This is a genomic window from Streptomyces sp. CA-251387, from assembly GCF_050936625.1.
Classification (GTDB): Bacteria; Actinomycetota; Actinomycetes; order Streptomycetales; family Streptomycetaceae; genus Streptomyces.
In genome coordinates this window covers 464,567-484,847 of the sequence record NZ_JBNJMJ010000001.1, presented here as the reverse complement: position 1 = coordinate 484,847, position 20,281 = coordinate 464,567, and the positions used below count along the sequence as shown (strand labels likewise).

21 protein-coding genes are annotated in these 20,281 nt (G+C 71.5%); 13 read left to right on the top strand and 8 right to left on the bottom strand.

Annotation, left to right across the window (positions count from 1 at the left end):
- Positions 1–96: 96 nt before the first annotated feature.
- On the bottom strand, positions 97–1,002 hold the full coding sequence (locus ACQEV2_RS02205) for an EamA family transporter (RefSeq protein WP_433035874.1): 906 nt from the start codon (positions 1,000–1,002) through the stop codon (positions 97–99).
- A gap of 68 nt (positions 1,003–1,070) precedes the next feature.
- Between ACQEV2_RS02205 and ACQEV2_RS02200 the strand changes: the two genes are divergently transcribed.
- The 4 genes from ACQEV2_RS02200 (at position 1,071) to ACQEV2_RS02185 (ending at position 6,498) form a co-directional block, all read left to right on the top strand.
- Positions 1,071–1,925, top strand: coding sequence for a LysR family transcriptional regulator (locus ACQEV2_RS02200; RefSeq protein WP_433035871.1), 855 nt, complete (start codon positions 1,071–1,073; stop codon positions 1,923–1,925).
- Between the two features lie 407 nt (positions 1,926–2,332).
- Positions 2,333–3,106 carry an HAD family hydrolase gene (locus tag ACQEV2_RS02195; protein ID WP_433035868.1) on the top strand — a complete coding sequence of 258 codons (774 nt, stop codon included), beginning with the start codon at positions 2,333–2,335 and terminating at the stop codon, positions 3,104–3,106.
- The gene (locus ACQEV2_RS02190) at positions 3,103–5,499 is read left to right on the top strand and encodes a glycoside hydrolase family 65 protein (protein ID WP_433035865.1); all 2,397 of its coding nucleotides are present in this window, start codon (positions 3,103–3,105) and stop codon (positions 5,497–5,499) included. The genes ACQEV2_RS02195 and ACQEV2_RS02190 overlap by 4 nt, the downstream gene beginning before the upstream one ends.
- A gap of 117 nt (positions 5,500–5,616) precedes the next feature.
- Entirely contained in the window at positions 5,617–6,498 is an 882-nt protein-coding gene (locus ACQEV2_RS02185) for a universal stress protein (protein ID WP_433035862.1), read from the top strand.
- Positions 6,499–6,501: 3 nt separating this feature from the next.
- Here the strand turns inward: ACQEV2_RS02185 and ppk2 are convergent, their stop codons facing one another.
- Positions 6,502–7,305, bottom strand: coding sequence for a polyphosphate kinase 2 (gene ppk2, locus ACQEV2_RS02180; RefSeq protein WP_433035859.1), 804 nt, complete (start codon positions 7,303–7,305; stop codon positions 6,502–6,504).
- Between ppk2 and ACQEV2_RS02175 the strand changes: the two genes are divergently transcribed.
- The 3 genes from ACQEV2_RS02175 to ACQEV2_RS02165 all read left to right on the top strand — a co-directional run bounded on the left by ACQEV2_RS02175 (position 7,304) and on the right by ACQEV2_RS02165 (position 9,941).
- Positions 7,304–7,771 (top strand): hypothetical protein, encoded by a 468-nt coding sequence (locus tag ACQEV2_RS02175; RefSeq protein WP_433035856.1) that lies wholly within the window; start codon positions 7,304–7,306, stop codon positions 7,769–7,771. The genes ppk2 and ACQEV2_RS02175 overlap by 2 nt on opposite strands.
- A gap of 65 nt (positions 7,772–7,836) precedes the next feature.
- Positions 7,837–9,507 (top strand): aa3-type cytochrome oxidase subunit I, encoded by a 1,671-nt coding sequence (gene ctaD / locus ACQEV2_RS02170; protein ID WP_433035853.1) that lies wholly within the window; start codon positions 7,837–7,839, stop codon positions 9,505–9,507.
- A complete protein-coding gene (locus ACQEV2_RS02165) occupies positions 9,504–9,941 on the top strand; it encodes a cytochrome c oxidase subunit 4 (protein WP_433035850.1) in 438 nt (145 codons plus the stop codon). The genes ctaD and ACQEV2_RS02165 overlap by 4 nt, the downstream gene beginning before the upstream one ends.
- Here ACQEV2_RS02165 and qcrB read toward each other — a convergent pair.
- The 4 genes from qcrB to ACQEV2_RS02145 form a co-directional block, all read right to left on the bottom strand.
- On the bottom strand, positions 9,890–11,398 hold the full coding sequence (gene qcrB, locus ACQEV2_RS02160; protein ID WP_433035847.1) for a cytochrome bc1 complex cytochrome b subunit: 1,509 nt from the start codon (positions 11,396–11,398) through the stop codon (positions 9,890–9,892). The two genes, ACQEV2_RS02165 and qcrB, sit on opposite strands and share 52 nt — an antisense overlap.
- Positions 11,399–11,439: 41 nt before the next feature.
- Positions 11,440–11,790, bottom strand: a complete 351-nt coding sequence (locus tag ACQEV2_RS02155; protein WP_433035844.1) for a hypothetical protein — start codon at positions 11,788–11,790, stop codon at positions 11,440–11,442.
- A 75-nt stretch (positions 11,791–11,865) separates the two neighbouring features.
- A complete protein-coding gene (locus ACQEV2_RS02150) occupies positions 11,866–12,231 on the bottom strand; it encodes a DUF6479 family protein (RefSeq protein WP_433035841.1) in 366 nt (121 codons plus the stop codon).
- 46 nt (positions 12,232–12,277) lie between these two features.
- Positions 12,278–12,682, bottom strand: coding sequence for a ChaB family protein (locus ACQEV2_RS02145; RefSeq protein WP_433035838.1), 405 nt, complete (start codon positions 12,680–12,682; stop codon positions 12,278–12,280).
- Positions 12,683–12,806: 124 nt separating this feature from the next.
- On the opposite strand from ACQEV2_RS02145, the gene ACQEV2_RS02140 reads away from it, so the two are divergent.
- Both ACQEV2_RS02140 and ACQEV2_RS02135 read left to right on the top strand, forming a co-directional pair.
- Positions 12,807–13,181, top strand: a complete 375-nt coding sequence (locus tag ACQEV2_RS02140; RefSeq protein WP_433035835.1) for a ferredoxin — start codon at positions 12,807–12,809, stop codon at positions 13,179–13,181.
- A 214-nt stretch (positions 13,182–13,395) separates the two neighbouring features.
- Complete coding sequence (locus ACQEV2_RS02135) at positions 13,396–14,574, top strand: acyl-CoA dehydrogenase family protein (protein WP_433035832.1); 1,179 nt, start codon at positions 13,396–13,398, stop codon at positions 14,572–14,574.
- 18 nt (positions 14,575–14,592) lie between these two features.
- Here the strand turns inward: ACQEV2_RS02135 and ACQEV2_RS02130 are convergent, their stop codons facing one another.
- Positions 14,593–14,988 carry a hypothetical protein gene (locus tag ACQEV2_RS02130; protein ID WP_433035829.1) on the bottom strand — a complete coding sequence of 132 codons (396 nt, stop codon included), beginning with the start codon at positions 14,986–14,988 and terminating at the stop codon, positions 14,593–14,595.
- Positions 14,978–15,457 (bottom strand): cupredoxin domain-containing protein, encoded by a 480-nt coding sequence (locus ACQEV2_RS02125; RefSeq protein ID WP_433035826.1) that lies wholly within the window; start codon positions 15,455–15,457, stop codon positions 14,978–14,980. The genes ACQEV2_RS02130 and ACQEV2_RS02125 overlap by 11 nt, the downstream gene beginning before the upstream one ends.
- Positions 15,458–15,630: 173 nt before the next feature.
- Here ACQEV2_RS02125 and ACQEV2_RS02120 point away from each other — a divergent pair, with 173 nt between their 5' ends.
- The 4 genes from ACQEV2_RS02120 (at position 15,631) to ACQEV2_RS02105 (ending at position 20,239) form a co-directional block, all read left to right on the top strand.
- Entirely contained in the window at positions 15,631–16,212 is a 582-nt protein-coding gene (locus tag ACQEV2_RS02120) for an RNA polymerase sigma factor (RefSeq protein ID WP_433035823.1), read from the top strand.
- Positions 16,205–17,005: a hypothetical protein gene (locus tag ACQEV2_RS02115; protein ID WP_433035820.1), complete on the top strand. Its 801-nt coding sequence runs from the start codon at positions 16,205–16,207 to the stop codon at positions 17,003–17,005. Before ACQEV2_RS02120 ends, ACQEV2_RS02115 begins: the two co-directional genes overlap by 8 nt.
- An 82-nt stretch (positions 17,006–17,087) precedes the next feature.
- Positions 17,088–17,936 (top strand): oxygenase MpaB family protein, encoded by an 849-nt coding sequence (locus ACQEV2_RS02110; protein ID WP_433054135.1) that lies wholly within the window; start codon positions 17,088–17,090, stop codon positions 17,934–17,936.
- A 62-nt stretch (positions 17,937–17,998) separates the two neighbouring features.
- Positions 17,999–20,239: a tetratricopeptide repeat protein gene (locus tag ACQEV2_RS02105; protein WP_433035817.1), complete on the top strand. Its 2,241-nt coding sequence runs from the start codon at positions 17,999–18,001 to the stop codon at positions 20,237–20,239.
- Positions 20,240–20,281 lie beyond the last annotated feature (42 nt).

Below are 20,281 nucleotides of genomic sequence, written 5' to 3'. Positions count from 1 at the left end.
GAGGAGGAACGTGCGCTGTGCGTTCACTGTGTGGGCGAGAGTTCATCCCTGGGTCCGATGCCCAACTCCCAGGAGCGCAGGCCCGATTGCTTCTCGTCAGTCCCGCGACGTGGGAATGCTCAGCGCGTTGGCCGCCACGATGGCGCCGATGCCGGCCCACTCCGGTGCGCCCAGGTCCTGGCCCAGGCCGATCAGGCCGACGACGGCCGCGAGCACCGGGTTGACGCTCATGAACAGTCCGAAGGCCCGGGCGGGGACGTGCCGCAGGGTGAACAAGTCCGCGAGGTACGGCACGGCCGAGGAGAGGACACCGGCGGCGACCGCGCAGGCGAGGGCGCCGGCCGTCGGCGGATGCCGGAGCGCGACGACCGTGCCGATCGGCAGGAACATCAGGGCGGACAGACACGACGCGGCCGCCGCGCCCTGCGCTCCGGGGATGCGCCGGCCGACGGTGCGGTTGAGCAGGATGTACGACGCCCAGCAGACGGCGGCCAGCAGACCCAGGGCCATCCCGGCGTAGTCGGTCGAGGGCCGCGGGCGCATCAGGGTGACGACGCCGACCGCGGCGATCACGGCACAGCCCACGTCCACGCGGCGGCGCGAGGTCGCCAGGGCGATGGTGAGCGGGCCGAGGAACTCCAGGGTCACCGCCAGCCCCAGGCCGATGCGGTCGATCGCGGAGTACAGCGAGAGGTTCATGGTGCCGAACACGACGGCCAGCAGGGTGACCGGCCACCACTGCCGCCAGGTGAACGTCCGCAGCCTCGGCCGGCCGACGGCCAGCAGGACGAGGGCGGCGACGTACTGGCGTACGGCGACGACGCCGACCGGGCCGAGGACGGGGAAGGCGAGGGAGCCGAGCGCGGCGCCGGTCTGGTTGGACAGACCGCTGCCGATCATGGTGGCCACACCGGCGAGACGGCCCCTGGCCGGCTCCGGGTTCTCGAACGAGGCTGCGGGAGTCGGCGCCGGGGCGGGTGCGGGTGCGGGGCGGGTGTGCATGCGCCGATCGTGGGGCCGTTCGATCTTTGCGCAAAATGCGTTCGCGCCACCATCTATACGCTTGGCGTATGGATGTGGAGCTGAGGCAGTTGCGCTGCCTCGTCGCGATCGTCGACGAGGGCACGTTCACCGACGCCGCCATCGCCCTCGGCGTCTCCCAGGCGGCCGTCTCCCGCTCGCTGGCCTCGCTCGAACGCGCCCTGGGCGTACGGTTGTTGCGGCGGACTTCCCGCGAGGTGACCCCGACGGGGACCGGCCTGCGGGTCCTGGCGCACGCTCGGCGCGTGCTCGGTGAGGTGGACGACCTGGTCCGGGAGGCCGGCTCCGGGCACGACCGGCTGCGGATGGGCTACGCCTGGGCGGCGCTCGGCCGGCACACCGCGGATTTCCAGCGCCGCTGGGCCGCCGCCCGCCCCGGGACGGATCTGCAGCTGGTGCGCGTCAACTCAGCCACCGCGGGTCTGGCGGAGGGCGCCTGCGACCTGTCGGTCGTCCGCCGACCGGTGGACGACCGGCGGTTCGACTCGGCCATCGTCGGGCTGGAGCGGCGACTGTGCGCCGTGGCCGCCGACGACCCGCTGGCGCGGCGCCGCGCGGTCCGGCTGGCCGACCTCAGCGGCCGGACCCTCCTCGTCGACCGCCGCACCGGCACCACGACCACCGAGCTGTGGCCGCCCGACGCGCGCCCCGCGACCGAGGAGACCCACGACGTCGACGACTGGCTCACGGTGATCTCCACCGGCCGCTGCGTCGGCGTGACCGCCGAAGCCACCGCCCACCAGTACCCGCGCCCCGGCGTCGCCTACCGGCCGGTCCGGGACGCCGAACCCATCGCCGTACGGCTGGCCTGGTGGCGCGACGACCCGCATCCCGCCGCGCAGGCGGCGATCGAGCTGCTCAGCGCGCTGTACCGGGGAGACTGAGGCCCCGCAAGGGCGCGTGGGCGTCGGGGGGGACAGAACAGGGCGGGAAGGGCCCCATCCGCTTCTCGCGGATCCTGATTGCGCGGTGCACGGCCGTCATCCGTTTCTCCGCGTCGTTCCCGGGTCCTTCCCGTCACCTCCAGCACACCACGTGCGCGCCGGATGTGCCAGGGCCGGTCGGCCCCTGTAGGGCCAGGAGGCGAGGTCCGAAGGTGACAAGGCGGGCCTGACGGGTTACCCATGAGCGGATCCTGCTGGGTGCGGGAGAGCCGTCGAGCGGAGGTGAGGACGCCGTGCGATCCGCGTTCCGCGATGCCGGCGTACGCGGACATCCCCTGGATGCCGTAGGCGCACGGTGCCGCCACGCCCCCGGCCCGGACGCCGACCTGCCGCGGCGGGGGTGACCGATGCACAGGCCGCTCACCCCCGACACAGCACGCGACGTGCTGGCCCCCGCCCTGCGCGACGTGCGCGCGGTCGTCTTCGACACCGACGGCGTGATCACCGACTCGGCCAGGGTGCACGCCGCCGCCTGGAAGACGGCCTTCGACGCCTTCCTGCGCGCCCACCCGCCCGACGACCCCGACCGGCGCCGCCCCTTCGACGAGCGGGACGACTATCTGCGCCACGTCGACGGCAGGTCCCGCCTCGACGGAGCCGCAGCCTTCCTCGCCGCACGCGGCATCGAGGCGTCGCCGGAGACGGTGCGGGCCGTCGCCGCCGACAAGGAGCGCCTCTTCACCGAGCGGCTGCGCGAGCACGGCGTCGACGCCTACCCGGGGACCGTACGGCTGGTGCAGGCGCTGCGCGCGGCAGGAGTGCCCCGTGCCGCGGCCTCGGCCTCCCGGCACGCCGGCGAGGTGCTGCGCCGGGCAGGGGTGCTCGACCTGTTCGACGTCCTGGTGGACGGCGGGGAGGCGGCCCGGTTGGGCCTCGCGGGCAAGCCGGAGCCCGACCTGTTCCTGGAGGCGGTCCGCCGGCTCGGTGTTCCCGCCGACCGGGCCGCCGTCGTCGAGGACGCCCTGGCCGGCGTGGAGGCGGGCCGGCGCGGCGGGTTCGCCCTGGTGGTCGGCGTGGACCGGGCCGCCGGTACCGACACCGGAGCGCGGCTGCTGCGGCACGGCGCCGACATCGTCGTACACGACCTCGGAGAACTCTGCGCGGGAGGAGCGCCGAAGTGACGGACGACCGGATCCCGGAGGCCGAAGCGGGGTGGACCTGGGAGTACGAGGGCTACCGGCCCGCCGACGAACGCCTCCGGGAGTCCCTGTGCACGCTCGGCAACGGCTACTTCGCCACGCGGGGCGTGCTTCCCGAGTGCACCGCCGACGAGGTCCACTATCCGGGGACCTATGTGGCCGGCATCTACAACCGGCTCACCTCCGAGGTCGCGGGCCGCAAGGTGGAGAACGAGGACCTGGTCAACGTCCCCAACTGGCTGCCCCTGCGCTTCCGTCTCCCCGGCGAGCACTGGATCGTCCCCGACACGACGACCGTGCTGGGCCACCGGCAGCTGCTGCACCTGTCCGCAGGGCTGCTGGAGCGCCGGACGCGGTACGACCTCGGCGGCGGCCGGGTGCTGACGGTGCGTCAGCAGCGGATGGTGCACATGGCCGACCCTCATCTGGCCGCCCTGCGCACCGAGTTCACCACCGAGGGGTACGCCGGCCCGCTCGAGGTGGAGGCGGCCCTGGACGGCTCGGTCACCAACTCCGGCGTGCCGCGCTACCGGGACCTCGACGGCCGCCACCTGACCCACGTCCACACCGGCACCGCCACCGAGGACACGGTCTGGCTGCGCTGCCGTACCCGCACCTCCGACACCCGGATCGGTATCGCGGCCCGGCTGACCGCCGACGCACCCCTCACCGTCCGCCACGAACCGCCGTACGCCATCCAGCGGTTGACGCTCGACCTGGCCCCCGATCGCACCGTCACCGTCGACAAGACCGTCGCCCTGCACACCTCCCGTGACCCGGCCATCAGCGACCCGCTGCACGCCGCCGTCGACCGGGTGGGCAGGGCCCCCGGCTTCGACGCCCTGGCCGAGTCGCACCGGACCGCCTGGGCCCAGCTCTGGCGCCGCGCCGAACTCGACGTGCCCGGCGAGTCGGGCCGCATCCTGCGGCTGCACCTCTTCCACGTCCTGCAGACCCTCTCCCCGCACACCGCCGACCTCGACGTCGGCGTCCCCGCCCGGGGACTGCATGGCGAGGCCTACCGCGGCCACGTCTTCTGGGACGAACTGTTCGTCCTGCCCTACCTCAACCTGCACTTCCCCGAGGTCTCCCGCGCCCTGCTGCGCTACCGCCACCGGCGCCTGGAACAGGCCTGCACCGCGGCCAGGGGAGCCGGCCGACGGGGGGCGATGTACCCCTGGCAGAGCGGCAGCGACGGGCGTGAGGAGACCCAGCAGCTCCATCTCAACCCGCGCTCGGGCCGCTGGCTCCCCGACCACTCCCGGCTCCAGCACCACGTCGGCTCGGCGATCGCCTACAACGTGTGGCAGTACGGCGAGGCGAGCGGCGACATGGAGTTCCTGCACACCAAGGGCGCCGAGATGCTGGTGCAGATCGCCCGCTTCTGGGCGGACAAAGCGGTATACGACGACGGCCTGGGCCGCCACCGCATCAAGGGCGTCGTCGGCCCCGACGAGTACCACGAGTCCTACCCGGACGCCGACGTGCCCGGCCTGGACGACAACGCGTACACCAACGTCACGGCCGCCTGGGTGCTCGCCCGCGCCATGGAGCTGCTGGACACCCTGCCCGAGCCCCGCCGACGCGAACTCGTCGAACGCGCCGGCCTGGACGGCGGCGAACTCGAACGGTGGGACGACGTCTCCCGCACTCTCCATGTCCCCTTCCACGACGGCGTCATCAGCCAGTTCGCGGGCTACGGCGACCTCGCCGAGCTCGACTGGAACGCCTACCGCGGCCGCTACGGCGACATCCGGCGGCTGGACCGGATCCTGGAGGCGGAGGGCGACACCGTCAACCGCTACAAGGCCTCCAAGCAGGCCGACGTCCTGATGCTCGGCTACCTCTTCGCACCGGCCGAACTGGAGGGCCTCTTCCGCCGGCTGGGCTACGGGCTCGACGAGGACATCTGGCGGCGCACCCTCGAGTACTACATGCACCGCACCAGCCACGGCTCCACGCTCAGCGGCCTGGTCCACGGCTGGGTGCTGGCCCGGTGCCGGCGCACCGAGGCGTGGAAGTTCTGCCAGGAGGCCCTCCAGGGCGACATCGCCGACGTCCAGGGCGGCACCACCGGCGAGGGCATCCACCTGGGCGCCATGGCCGGCACCCTCGACCTCGTCCAGCGTGGCCTGACCGGTCTGGAGACCCGGGGCGGCGCGCTGTGGCTCGACCCCGTGCCGCTGCCCGAGCTGTCCTCGTACGGGTTCTCCCTGCGCTACCAGGGCAACTGGGGCGTACGGCTGCGCCTGGAACGCGGACTGCTGGAGATCGCGGTCCCGTCCCACGACGTCACACCGATCGACGTACGGCTGCCTGGCCGCGAGGTGACCATCCAGCCGGGGGAGACGGCGCGACTGGTCCTTCACGAGTGACCCCGGCCCTGTGCGGTACGCGGCCTGCGGGGAGAGGCTGGGAGGGCGGAGGACACCGGGGGACGACGCGCGGCGGCCCGTGGAAACCTGCGCGTCCGGCGCGGAAAGGGGAGCGTGATGAACGGCCCGGTTGTCGTAGGGGTGGACGGTTCGCCGTCGAGTCTGGCGGCCGTGGAGGTCGCGGCGCGGGAGGCCGGGCTGCGGGGCGTGGCGCTCCGGCTGGTGCACGCCTTCGGCTGGCCTGCCGCGCACATTCCGGCCGGCGGCCGGTTCTGGGAGCCGAGCGGTGCCGGGGTGCGCGAGCTGATCGACGGCACGCTCGCCGAGGCCGAGCGGCGCGCCCACGCTCTCGCGCCCAGGACGGAGATCCAGCGCGAAGTCGTCGTCGGTGAACCGCTGACGGTGCTGGAGATCGAGTCGCGCACGGCGTCCCTGGCGGTGGTCGGCAGCCGGGGTCACAGCAGGTTCGGCGCCCTGCTGCTCGGCTCCACCGCGGGTCATCTGGCCGCCCATGCCGCCTGCCCGGTGCTGGTGGTGCGCGGCACGCCGCAGCCCGGCCGGCCCGTCCTCGTCGCCGTCGACGGCTCGCCCGCGTCCCGGGGCGCCGTCGAGTTCGCCTTCGCCCAGGCCTCCCTGCACGGCGTGGACCTGCTGGCGCTGCACGCCTGGAGCACCCGGACCGAGCGTGCCTACGACGCTCCGGCCGACCCGCCCTTCGTGACGTACGACGAGGAGCGGCTGCGCGACGAGGAGGAGCGGGTGCTCGCCGAGGCGCTGGGCGGGTTGCGCGAGAAGTATCCCGACGTCGCCGTGGACCGACGGCTGGTGCGCGGCCGGATCCGCCACACCCTCATCGAGGCCAGCGCCGATGCCGGACTGGTCGTGGTCGGGGCGCGGGGGCACGGCGGGTTCGCCGGGCTTCTCCTCGGCTCGGTCAGCCAGGCCCTGCTGCACCACGCGCACTGCCCGGTCGCCGTCGTCCGCACCGAGGAGGAGTGAACCTCAGAGCTCGGCCGCGTGGTCCGGGACGTAGTTCTGCAGATCGCGCGGCGGCCGCCGGTAACCGGTCGACTCCGGCCGTTCCGGCAGCTCCATGACCGGCGGGAGGACGTCCTGGTACGGCACCGAGTCCAGCAGATGGGCGATCATGTTCAGCCGGGCCCGGCGCTTGTCGTCGCTCTCCACGACGTACCAGGGCGCCTCGGCGATGTCGGTGTGGACCATCATCTCGTCCTTGGCCCGGGAGTACTCCTCCCAGCGGGTGATCGACTCCAGGTCCATGGGGGACAGCTTCCAGCGGCGCAGCGGGTCCTCCAGCCGGCGCCGGAAGCGTTCCTGCTGCTCCTCGTCGCTCACCGAGAACCAGTACTTGCGCAGCAGGATCCCGTCCTCCACCAGCATCCGCTCGAAGATGGGGCACTGCCGCAGGAACAGCTGGTACTCCTCCTTGGTGCAGAAGCCCATGACGTGCTCGACACCGGCCCGGTTGTACCAGCTGCGGTCGAACAGCACGATCTCCCCGGCGGCGGGCAGATGACCGATGTACCGCTGGAAGTACCACTGGGTGCGCTCGCGTTCGGTCGGCTTCGGCAGCGCCGCGATCCGCGCCACCCGCGGATTGAGGTGCTCCGTGACCCGCTTGATGGTCCCGCCCTTGCCGGCCGCGTCCCGCCCCTCGAAGATCACGACCAGCCGGGCCCCCTCCGTCCGCACCCACTCCTGAAGCTTCGCCAACTCCGTCTGCAGACGCAGCAGTTCCTTCTCGTACACCTTGCGCGGCAGCTTCTCCGCCTTGTTGCCGGCCATGCCGCCTCCCACAGCCGAGCTCGAACACCAGGACAGCACCGTACTGACCGGGGACGAGCGGCGCACCCCGGACGGTGACCTGCGGCCTTGGCACTCGCGACCGGCCGACGGGCAGGATGAGCGGATGGACGGTGTCGACCCGCACATCCACGTCGAGCAGAGCGTGACCCGCCACGACCCCCGCGAGCGCAATCTTCTGGCTGGCGCCTTCGGCCTCGTCGGTGACCTGCCGGAGACGGTCGCCACCGGCTGTGGGCTGAAGGTGCCGTATGCGATGACCTCTACGCGGCCCGAAAGCGTCACCTGTCTTGCCTGCCGCGAGCACGGCAGCACCCAGCACCTTCTCGTCGCCGAGGAGATCGAACGGCTGGGCTCCATGCCGGGCTCCGTCATCACTGGAGCCCAGGCGAGCCTGGTGGCGGAGCATCATGGGGAACTCGCGCGGAGGTTCGGCGGCGGCAGCTGAGGCGGTCGGGTGAATGCCCCGGGGTGCAGGACTGACGCGCCCGGCGCCGGGGTACCCAGCGGCGCATGGCGGTGGACAGCAGGACCGGGCGGCCGCGTGCGACGCCGCCGCGGCCACGCAGGAGACTCGGCCGGGCGTTGGTGCGGTGGGCGACGACGACCGACCACAAGGTGATCGGCAACCTCTACCTGACGACCGCCTTCGGCTTCTTCCTGCTCGGCGGCGTCCTCGCGCTGCTGATGCGGGCCGAACTCGCCCGCCCCGGGCTGCAGTTGTTCAGCAGCGAGCAGTACAACCAGCTGTTCACCGTGCACGGCACCGTCATGATGCTGCTGTTCGCCACCCCCCTGTTCGCCGGGTTCGCCAACGCGATCATGCCGCTGCAGATCGGCTCGCCGGACGTGGCCTTCCCGCGGCTGAACGCCCTGTCGTACTGGCTGTACCTGGGCGGCGGCCTGATGGTCGTGTCCGGCTTCCTCGTGCCCGGCGGAGCCGCCAGCTTCGGCTGGTTCGCCTACGCGCCCCTCAACAGCGCGGTGCGCACCCCCGGCTCGGGCGGTGACCTGTGGACCATGGGCCTGGTGGTGACCGGTGTGTCCACCACGCTCGGCGCGGTCAACTTCATCACCACGATCCTGTGCCTGCGCGCCCCCGGCATGACCATGTTCCGGATGCCGCTGTTCACCTGGAACGTGCTGTTCACCTCGATCCTCGTCCTGCCCGCGTTCCCCGTGCTCACCGCCGCCCTGCTCGCCCTGGAGGCGGACCGCAAGTTCTGGGCCCACATCTACGACGCGGCGGGCGGCGGAGCGCTGCTGTGGCAGCACCTGTTCTGGTTCTTCGGGCACCCCGAGGTGTACATCGTGGCTCTGCCGTTCTTCGGGATCGTCTCCGAGATCATCCCGGTGTTCAGCCGCAAACCGCTCTTCAGCTACCTAGGCCTCATCGGCGCCACCATCGTCATCACCATGCTGTCCGCCGTCGTGTGGGCCCACCACATGTTCGCGACCGGCGCCGTGCTGCTGCCGTTCTTCTCCCTGATGTCGTTCCTCATCGCCGTGCCGACCGGCATCAAGTTCTTCGCCTGGATCGGCACCATGTGGAAGGGCTCACTCTCCTTCGAGACACCCATGCTGTGGGCGACGGGGTTTCTCGTGACGTTCCTGCTCGGCGGCATGAGCGGCGTGCTCATCGCCTCACCGCCGCTGGACTTCCACCTCACCGACACGTACTTCATCGTCGCCCATCTGCACTATGTGCTCTTCGGCACCGTCGTGTTCTCGATGTTCGCCGGCTTCTACTTCTGGTGGCCGAAACTCACCGGCAGGATGCTCGACGAACGCCTCGGCAGGATCCACTTCTGGACCCTGTTCACCGGCTTCCAGACCACGTTCCTCGTCCAGCACTGGCTCGGCGAGAACGGCATGCCCCGCCGCTACGCCGACTACCTGGCCGTGGACGGCTTCACGCTGCTGAACACCATCAGCTCCATCGGCGCGTTCCTGCTGGGCCTGTCCACCCTGCCGTTCCTCTACAACATCTGGCGCACCGCCCACTACGGAACGAAGGTGACCGAGCCCGACCCCTGGGGATACGGCCGCTCCCTCGAATGGGCCACCTCCTGCCCGCCCCCGCGCCACAACTTCACGGCGCTGCCCCGGATCCGCTCCGAGTCCCCGGCGTTCGACCTGCACCATCCGGACGTCACCCGCCAAGACCAAAGGCAACAGCAGTGAAGACCGAGTCCCGTCTCTTCATCGGCGTGGCGGGGTTCTTCCTCGTCACCGCCGTCGGCTACGGCTGGCGCTCGAAGGAACCCGCCGGAACCGCCGTACTGATCGTGGCCTTCCTGATGGCCGCGCTCGTCGCGTTCTTCCTGCACATGCAGTACCGGAGGCGCGGCCTGCGCGCCCAGGACCGCCCGGACGCCGAAATCGCCGACACGGCGGGCCCGCTCGACTTCTTCCCGCCGCACAGCCCCTGGCCGATCACGACCGCCCTCGGGTCCGTCCTCGTGGCGCTCGGCGTGGTCTACGGCCTGTGGCTGTTCCTGCTGGGCGTCGGTGTGCTCGGGCACGGGGTGCTCGGCATGGTCTTCCAGTACGCGGACCGGGACCGTCAGCGCTCCACCTCACCCGCGGACGGCTCCCGTTCCTCCTCGACGCGGTAGCCGTAGCTCTTCAGCACGTAGCGCCGCTCCTCGTCGAGCGGCTCGTGGCTCTCCTCGTACCCGCCCGCGATGGTCTGCCGCACCTCGCCGGTCTCCTCGCCCTCCGTCAGCCGCTCCTGGTCCTTCTCCTGCAGCGCCACACAGACCCGCTTGGTGACCATGAACGCGATCGGTGGCAGCAGTACGAAGGCGATACGGAACACCCAGGTCAGGGCGTTCACGGAGATCGCGAAGGTGTCGGCGATGATGTCGTTGCCGCCGGCCGCCAGCAGGACGCCGTAGCAGCTGATCGCCGCGACCCCGAGCCCCGTACGCACGGGGTGGTCGCGCGGCCGGTCGCACAGATGGTGCTCCTCGCGGTCGCCGGTCACCCACCGCTCGACGAACGGATACGCGTACAGCACCGCGAACAGCAGTCCCGGCAGCACGACCGCGGGCAGCAGCACGTTCCACATCACCGTGTGCCCGGCCACCACCGTCTCCCAGGGCGGCACCAGGCGCAGCGAGCCCTCGAGGAAGCCGACGTACCAGTCCGGCTGCGAACCCGTCGACACGACGTCCGCACGGTAGGGGCCGTACGCCCAGATCGGGTTGATCTGCGCCACCCCCGACAGCAGCGTCAGCACCCCGAAGACCATGAAGAACAGGCCGCCCGAAGTCGCCGTGAACTGCGGGAACATCGGTTTGCCCACCGCATTGCGGCTAGTGCGGCCGCGGCCCGCCCACTGCGTGTGCTTCAGATAGAAGACCAGGATCAGATGCACGGAGATCAGCGCGAGCAGCAGCCCGGGGATCAGCAGGATGTGCAGGGAGTACAGCCGTGGGATCAGCTCCTCGCCCGGGAACTCCCCGCCGAAGGCGAACATGCTCACGTACGTCCCCACCACCGGGATCGACAGCATGATGCCCTGGGCGATCCGCAGGCCGGTGCCCGACAGCAGGTCGTCCGGCAGCGAGTAGCCGGCGAATCCCTCGGCCAGCGCCAGCAGGAACAGGGTCACGCCGATCAGCCAGTTGACCTCGCGGGGCCGGCGGAACGCGCCCGTGAAGAAGATCCGCAGCAGATGCAGCCCGATCGCGGCGAGGAACACCAGAGCCGCCCAGTGGTGCAGCTGACGGATCAGCAGGCCGCCGCGCACATCGAAACTGATGTCCAGCGTGGACTCGTACGCTGATGACATACGCATCCCGTCGAGCGGCCGGTACGAACCGTGGTAGACGACCTCCGTCATCGACGGGTGGAAGAACAGCGTCAGCCAGATCCCGGTCAGCAGCAGGACGACGAAGCTGTACAGGGCGATCTCGCCCAGCAGGAAGGACCAGTGGTCGGGGAAGGCCTTCCGCAGCAGACCGCCGCCCTCGGAGAGCGGCAGTCGTCCGTCGACGTAGTCGGCGGTGCGTTCAGCGGCACGACGGGCCCGCGCTCCGGCGCGGGCCCTTCTCCTCCTCCACAGCACGGATCACGAGTGCCCCGGCGCCCGTGCGCGGAAACGGACCGTCACGTACGATCACCCTTCGGCTTCCCCCGCTGGTCGGGAGTGCCGTGCGGCGGCGGGCTGAAGGGCTGCGCCGAGGTCGCGGGGGACACCGGGGAGCCGCCCTGATGTGCGCCGCTCTCGGGCCGCAGGGCGCCGGGGTCGCCGGAAGTCGGCTCGGCGCCGGACTGGAGTTGCTCCAGCCGGGTGGCCAGCAGCTCGGTCACCGGGAGCCGGTCGGCGTGTGACCGCTCGTAGGCCAGCAGCTCCTCGACCTCTCCGGCGGTCAGCGACCGCACGCGGCTCTCCAGGCCGCCGATCGGCAGGTGGTCGTAGTCGGGCAGCGGCAGGGTGTGACGCGCGGGGTCGGCCATGATTCTCACTTCCCTCGGTGCGACAGGTGCGACAGGTGTGACGCGTACGGCAGCCCCGGGTCGGGGCCGTCGGCGTCAGGTACCGCCTGTGCCGCCGCTGCCGAACGACCCGCCGTCACCCCTGTTCCAGCGCGGCCGTTTCCTCGACGGGCTCGGGCGGGAGGGGATGTTGCCGTGGGCCGGCAGATCGTGCGGGGTGACCCGGTGGTCGCTCTTCGGCACCTCTGCGGGTTCCCGCTGCTCCCGGACCTCACGGACCGGTCCCCCGTCGGGCAGCCGGGGCTGCTCCTCCGGGCGGGGCGGGCGCGGTTCCCGGCGCCTGACACGGATGCCCAGGACGAAGGCGCCGACGAGCAGCGCCACGACGACCACACCCGCGACGAGCAGCCCGGCGGCTAGTGCGCCCCTGGCTGCGGCGATGTCCATCCAAGCGGTATCCATGGCGCGCGAGTACCCCCGGCACCACACGTGAACCCGATCATCCCGGTCATCCCGATCGTGCCGCGCGGGTCTTCGAGCGGTTCGCCTTGCGGATCGCGTCGAGCAGCTCCGCCTTCGACATCCGGGACCGCCCGTCGATGTGCAGATCGCGGGCCAGGTCGTACAGGTGCTGCTTCGAAGCCTGCTCGTCGACGCCTTCGCCGCTGCGGCCGCCCTGCTGCCGGGGCCGGGCCGACTGCGGGTCCGAGGGGCCCTTGCGGCCGCCCTCCTTGCGCTGCCAGTGGTCGCCGACCTTCTCGTACTTGTGCTTCAGTGCGCCGAACGCCACCCGGTGGGCCCGCTCGCCCTCGCCGTACTGCTCGACGGCCGAGTCGTGCGCCTTGATCCAGGTGCGCTGCGCGTCCTTCGGGGAGCGCTCCAGGGTCGACGGCAGTTCCTCTCGTCCGGGCATCCTGGACACCTCCGTCCGTCGTCGTTGCACGGGCCCACCGAGTGCCCGGCACGGGGCGGCACAACCGGCCGGACCCCGTGCGAGCACCGGGTTTGGGCACCCCCGGACCGGCTACCCGACCGATGTGACACAGACGACAACCCAGCAAGAGCTCGTCCAGTTCCTGGAGGACCGCTTCGCATGCGCGCAGGCCTGCACGGAGTGCGCTCGTGCCTGTGCTCTGCGCGCGAGCCTGTGGGATCCGGACGGGACGGAGGAACAGGAACTTCTGCGGCGCAAGGGCATCCTGTGCGCCGAAGTGTGCGACGCCACCTGTCGTGTGCTGGCCGAACAGAACCTGCTGGACGAGGCCGCGCTGCGCGCCCAGCTGGAGTGGACCCGGGCCGTGTGCCTGGAGTGCGCGCACGTCTTCGACCGGCACCCGGGCGCGGAGGAGGCGGCGAAGGCGTGCCGGGACTGCGCACGCGCCTGCACGGACTTCATGGGGACGCTCGACTGAGGGCGCGCGGGAGGTGCCTGGGCTCGCTCGGCCGAGGCCTCGCGTCAGGTCCATGGGCACGTTCGACTGAGGCCTTGCGTCAGGTCCATGGGCACGCTCGAACGAGGCCTCATGTACGCCCGCGGCCGCCATTCACCGCGTCGCCATTCCCAATTTCTGAAACACGTTCTACGGTGTGCGCCGTCAGGACCGGCCTTGGGAGCCTGGAGGCGCCGTGCACCTCGAATACACGCCCGAGCAGCAGCGGCTGCGCAGCGAACTGCGCGACTACTTCGCCGAGTTGGTGCCGGACCTCGCCCACACCCGCTTCACCGACCCGGCGGCCCAGAAGCGCCACTACCGCGAGACGATCCGGCGGCTCGGCACGGACGGCTGGCTCGGCGTGGGCTGGCCCAAGGAGTACGGCGGACGCGGCCTGACCGCGATGGAACAGTTCATCTTCTTCGACGAGGCCGCCCAGGCGGGCGTACCGCTGCCTCTCATGGCGCTCAACACGGTCGGCCCGACGATCATGCAGTACGGCACGGAGGAGCAGAAGGCGTACTTCCTGCCGAAGATCCTCTCCGGTGAGATCGACTTCGCGATCGGCTACAGCGAGCCCGACGCCGGAACGGACCTCGCCTCGCTCAGGACGCGCGCCGTACGGGACGGCGACGAGTACATCGTCAACGGGCAGAAGATCTGGACGACCAACGGCGACACCGCCGACTGGGTGTGGCTGGCCACCCGCACCGATCCCGAGGCCCCGCCGCACAAGGGCATCACCATGCTCCTCGTCCCGACCACCGATCCCGGCTACTCCTGCACCCTCATCAACACCCTCGCCTCGCACGACACGACGGCCAGCTACTACGAGAACATCCGCGTCCCCGTCTCCCGCCGCGTCGGCGCCGAGAACCAGGGCTGGCGGCTGATCACCAACCAGCTCAACCACGAGCGCGTCACCCTCGCCGCCCACGGCACCATGGCCATCCGCGCCCTGCACGACGTCCAGCGCTGGGCCATGGAGACCAAGCTCGCCGACGGCCGCCGGGTGATCGACCTGCCCTGGGTGCGCCGCCGGCTCGCCCAGACCCACACCAGGCTCGACGCCCTCAAGCTCCTCAACTGGCAGATGGTCAGCGCCGTCCAGGACGGCACGCTCACCCCGCAGGACGCCTCCGCCGTCAAGGTGTACGGCTCCGAGGCGCGCCGGGACGCGTACGCCTGGCTGATGGAGATCGTCGCCGCGCCGGGCGCGCTGAAGGAGGGCTCGGCGGGCGCGGTGCTGCACGGCGAACTGGAGCGCGGCTACCGCTCCGCCGTCATCTTCACCTTCGGTGGCGGCAACAACGAGATCCAGCGGGAGATCATCTCGTGGATCGGTCTGGGGATGCCGAGGGTACGGCGCTGACGTCTGCGAACTCATCCGTCATGTCCGTCCGCGTCTGCTCAGCAAGGCCAGCACCACCAACAGAACGCACCCTGCGGCTTCGACGGCGAGGGTCGGCTTGACCAGGTTCGCGTCGAGAGTCTCCTCGAACCCGAAGAGACCGGAGGTGAGGCTCACGATCAGCGCCGCCAGGGTGCCGGCCGTGAAGAGTGCTCCGAGGGTCGCGAGGAGGGGCAGGAGGCGGGTGGGTGTGATCAGCAGCGACAGCGCGAGCAGGCCGGCCCCGATCGCGTTGAGCAGGAACAGCGTGCCGATCGTGTCCAGATACCGGTAGCCGTCGTACCAGAGGTGGAGATGGATCGCGCCCATGGCCACGGCCGTTCCCGCCGCGGCCAGCCGCAGGGCGACGAGCACGAGCGTGCGCTCAGTAGCCATTGCGGTCGGTCGTGTCCGTGCCGCCGCCCGGTGAGGCGGTGCCACCGACCGTGAGCTCGGTCTTCATGCCCATGTCCTTGTGCCCGTCGACGGGACAGTAGACCTCGTACGTGCCGTCCTTCAGCGTGATGGTGAGGCTCGCCGACTCTCCGGGCTTCAGCGTCCGTGTCTCCTCCTCGGTCCCGGAGCCCTCGATCTCCAGGGCGTGGTCGTGGTCTCCGTCGTTCTTGGCGACGAAGGTGTAGTCACCCGCCTCCAGCGTCGTCTTGGACAGCTGCATCTTGAAGTCGGTCATCTTGACGTCCACCTGCGTGGTCCCCGGCTTGCCAGTCTGCTCCGGGGTTGACGTGGACGAGCCACCACCGTTGTCGTCTCCGCCTCCGCACGCCACGAGGATGCCCGCCAGTGCTCCGGCAGCCAGCCCGGGCGCGACGTTCCTGCGCACGAACGTCATGAGCGTCGTCGCCATGTCTCGGCCCTCCGTGAGAAGTCGGTCCTGACCAGAGGTATCGGTCCTGACCAGAGGTACGGACGGACCACGCCAAGGGATTTCCGGCAAGCGCGACCAAGCGGGAGAATGGGGCCGTGTTCCCGCGGGGAAGCGGGGGAATCCGTTCGGCGAGGTCGGCCGTATCCACTGGTATGCGGAGATCGGGCCTGCCCCTCGGGCGGCTCTCGGACGAGGCGCTGCTGGCGGGAATGGCGAGCGGCGCCCCGGAGATCGCCCTCGCGTTCGTCCGCCGGTTCCAGCGCATGGTCTTCGGTATCGCCGTCGCTGTCGTCGACGACCCCCAGCTCGCCGAGGACATCACCCAGCAGACCTTCGAAAGGGCTTGGCGTCACGCGCAGGTCTTCGACTCGCGGCGCGGATCGGTGAAGACCTGGCTGGGGACCATCGCGCACAACCTGGCGATCGACGCCGTCCGGGCCCGCAACGCGACCCCGGTCTCTCCCGAGGACCTCGACGCTCTGCTCGGCATCGTGACCCGGACGCCCGAACAGTGGGCACTGGCCGACGAGGCGGCATCCCGGATCCGGGCCGCGGTGGCCGGCCTGCCGCGCCAGCAGGCGCGTGCCGTGGTCATGGCAGGGATCTACGGGATGACCGCACGGCAGATCTCCGAGTTCGAGAACATCCCCCTGGGCACCGCGAAGACACGGATCAGGATGGCCATGGGGAAACTGCGGGCGGTTCTGGGACCCGAGCGAGCCGATCATGACTGACAGGGACTGCGCGTGGCTGAGGGCCGTCGCCGACGAGCTGGCGCTGGGGATCCTCCCGGGTCAGGAGCGCGCCGAGGCCCTCGCCCACCTGGACCGCTGCCCCACCTGCCGGGGGCATGTCGAGCAGCTGACGCTCGTCGCGGACGGACTGCTCTCTCTCGTGCCGGGCAGCGAGCCGCCCGCCGGCTTCGAGACACGGGTGATGGACGGGCTGCGTCTGAACCGGCCGGCGCGACGGCGGCGACCACGGGCCGGCGCGGCGGTCGCGGCCGCCGCCGCGATCGCGCTCGGGTTCGGCTTCGGTGGCTGGGCCGTCGGCACGGCCATCGAGGGAGCGTCGGCTCCCTCCTCGCGGAGTTCGCAGCCCCCCGGCTCGGAGCACGGCCTGCTCGCAGCGTCTCTGCTGGCCCCCGACGACCGCCCGGTGGGCCGGATCTTCGCCTACACCGGCTCTCCGGGCTGGGTCTACATGTCGGTCGACCTCGGCCGGGACTGGTCCGGATCCGACTCACAGACCGCAGACGGGTCCGGATCCGACTCCCGCGCCGGAGAGGAGTCCGAGGCCGCGGGCTCGTACGACGGATACCCGGAAGCCGGAATGGTCAGCTGTCGACTGGAGCGTGCGGACGGCACGTCGGTCCCCATCGGGGAGTTCGCCCTCGACGAAGCCGGCCGGGGTCACTGGGGAGCCCCCACGCGAGTCGACCCGGACACGGTGTCCGGTGCCCGGCTGCTGGACGCCGACGGCTCCGTCCTGGCCACGGCCCACTTCGACACACGGCAGAACCGGTGACCGCGGCTCCCGAACCGGCCCCTCGACCACGGATCCGCACCATGGGATCGTGGCCGAACGGGCGTACGCGGAGGTGGGCCGCATGACCGATGCCGATCCGGGGCTGTTCGGGCCCTCCTCGGTGACCTGGCAGATGCACGGCGACCCCATGATGTGGGTCGCCGGAATCCGCGCGCTCTACTTCCAGGCCCTGCACCCGCGCGCGGTACGCGGTGTCATGCAGAACTCGGACTTCCGCCAGGACGCCTGGGGCCGCCTGCTGCGCACCGCGAACTTCGTCGGCACCATCACCTACGGCACCACCGACGCCGCCGAGAAGGCCGGCGCCCGGGTACGCAAGATCCACAGCATGCTGAGCGCCACCGACCCGGACACCGGGGAGCGGTACGGCGTCGACGAACCCGAACTGCTGCTGTGGGTGCACTGCGCCGAGATCGACTCCTATCTGCAGGTCGCCCGGCGGTCCGGGCTCCGCCTCACGGACGCCCAGGCCGACCGGTACATCGCCGAACAGCGGGTCAGCGCCCGTCTGGTGGGCCTCGACCCCGACGCCGTACCGGCGAACCAGCAGGAGATGGCGGCGTACTTCGAGAAAGTGCGCCCCGAACTCGCGTGCGGGTCGGGGGCACGCGCGGTGGACGACTTCCTGCTCCGCCCGCCGACGCACCCCCTCCTCGTCCCGGCGCGCGAGGTGCTGTGGCGGCGCGTGGCGCAGTCGGCGTACGCCGCCTTGCCGCCGTACGCCCACGAGTTGTACGGCAGACCGGCCCCGAAACCCGCCACTGTCACCCGTCAGTTGCGTGCCACGGGCACCCTGCTGCGCTGTGTTCCCGCACGTCTGCGGTGGCAACTCCCGCCCAAACACATCCTGCGCGCCATGGCCCGGCTCGGCCCGGGCTCGCACCCGGCACCGTACAAACTCGGGCGATAGCTCGCCATACTGGACGAGCCGGGGGAGGGTGGGCGGACCGTGACGGGGGGCGATCGCGGGCGATGGGGGACAGCAGGCTGATCCAGGGCCGGTACCGGCTGCTCGATCTGATCGGGCGCGGCGGTATGGGCGAGGTGTGGCGTGCGCGCGACGAGTCGCTGGGCCGGCAGGTCGCCGTCAAGTGCCTCAAGCCGCTGGGGCCGCACCACGATCAGTCCTTCACCCGCGTCCTGCGGGAACGGTTCCGCCGCGAGGCCCGGGTGGCCGCGGCCCTTCAGCACCGCGGGGTGACCGTCGTCCATGACTTCGGCGAGTCCGACGGGGTGCTGTTCCTGGTGATGGAGCTGCTGGAGGGCCGCAACCTCAGCCAGCTGCTGGAGGAGAACAAGCACCACCCGCTGCCCGTCTCCGACGTCGTCGACATCGCCGACCAGGTCGCCGCCGCCCTCGCCTACACCCACCAACAGGGCATCGTCCACCGCGATCTGAAGCCCGCGAACATCATGCGGCTCGGCGACGGCACGGTGAAGATCTGCGACTTCGGCATAGCGCGCCTCGGTCACGACATCGGCTTCACGTCCCGGCTGACCGGCACCGGCATCGCGATGGGCACCCCGCACTACATGTCGCCGGAGCAGATCGGCGGGGAGGAGGTGGACCAGCGCAGCGACCTGTACTCGCTGGGCTGTGTGCTGTACGAAATCGCCACCGGGGTACCGCCGTTCGACCTCGACGACCCCTGGGCGATCCTCGTCGGCCACCGTGACACCCCGCCCCGTCCGCCGCGCAGCCACCGTGCCGAGCTGCCCGAATACTTCGAGAGGATCGTCCTCGACCTGCTGGCCAAGCGCCCCGAGGAACGCCCGCACGACGCCCGCGAGCTGGGCCGCCGGATCGGCCTGGGCCGTACGACACCGACCTATGTGCCGACCGTGGTGGCCCCTCGGCCCGCCCTCAGGCCCCCGGAGCCCGTGGCCCGCGCAACCCGCCTGCCGTCCTGGACCCGCGGCATGACCACCGGCCACAAGGCCACCGGCGCCGGACTGCGCACCACACCCCCCGACGCCGCGGCGGGCCTCACCGGCGAGTGGATCCCCCGTCCGGCCACCGGCCGCCCCGAGGAGACCGCCGTACCGGAAGCACCGCCCGCCCCGTCCGCGGCGACGCTCACCGCACTGGCCGGCCGGCACAACGCCGGGCTCAGCCTCGGCCGGCTGGGCCGCTGGACGGAGGCCGGCGAAGTGCACCGGGCCGTCGCCGCCGAGCGCGAGCACCTCCTCGGCCCCGACCACCCCGACACCCTCGCCAGCCGTTACGAGCTCGCCTTCACCCTCAGCCGCACCGGCCGCGCCGCCGACGCGCTGCGCGAGTACAAGCACGTCGCCCGCGCCCGCAGCCTCGCCCTCGGCCCCGACCATCCCGACACGCTCGCCGCCCGCCAGGAAATGGCGTACGTGCTCGGCCAGTTGGGCCGCCACTTCGACGCGCACCAGGTCTACACGTCCGTGCTCACCGCCCGCGAGCGCACGATGGGCCCCGATCACCCCGACACCCTGCGCTGCCGCCACAACCTCGCCTTCAACCTCAGCAGGCTCGGCCGCCTGGAGGACTCGTACCGCATGGCCGCGGAGGTCGCCGCGGCCCGCGCCCGCGTGCTCGGTCCGCACCACCCCGACACCCTGGTCACCCGCTACGAAGTCGCCTACGCACTCGGCCAGTTGGGCCGCTGGGCGGAGGCCCTGCAGACCTACCGCGAGGTCGCCGAGGCCCGCGCCCAGGCCCTCGGCCCGGACCATCCCGACACCCTCGCCGCCCGCTACGAGGTCGGCATCAGCCTCGGCCGCCTGGGTCGCAGTGCTGAGGCGCTCCAGCTCTACGGCGAGCTCATCGACGACCGCACCCGCGTCCACGGTCCGGCCCACCCCGAGACCCTCCGCGCCCGCCACGGCCTCGGCGTCAACCTGGGCCGCCTCGGCCGCTGGGAGGAGGCCCTCGCCGAGTCCCGGGACGTGTGCGCGATCCGGGAGCGCGTGCTGGGCCCCGAGCACCCGGACACCCTGGTCAGCCGGCGGGAGGTCGCCGTCAGCCTCGGCTGGCTGGGCCGCTGGCCGGACGCGCTCACCGAGTACCGCAGGGTGGCCGCCGCCCGCGAACGCGTCCTCGGCGCCGATCACCCCGACACCCTCGCCAGCCGCACCGACGAGGCCCACTGCCTGCAGCAGCTCGGACGGGGCGCGGAGGCGGTCGAGCTGTACCGGAGGGTGGCGGCGCTGCGGCAGCAGCGGGCGACCGGAGGCGGGTGACTCCGGACGCCCGCACCTCTGGCCGACCTAGATCATCACGTG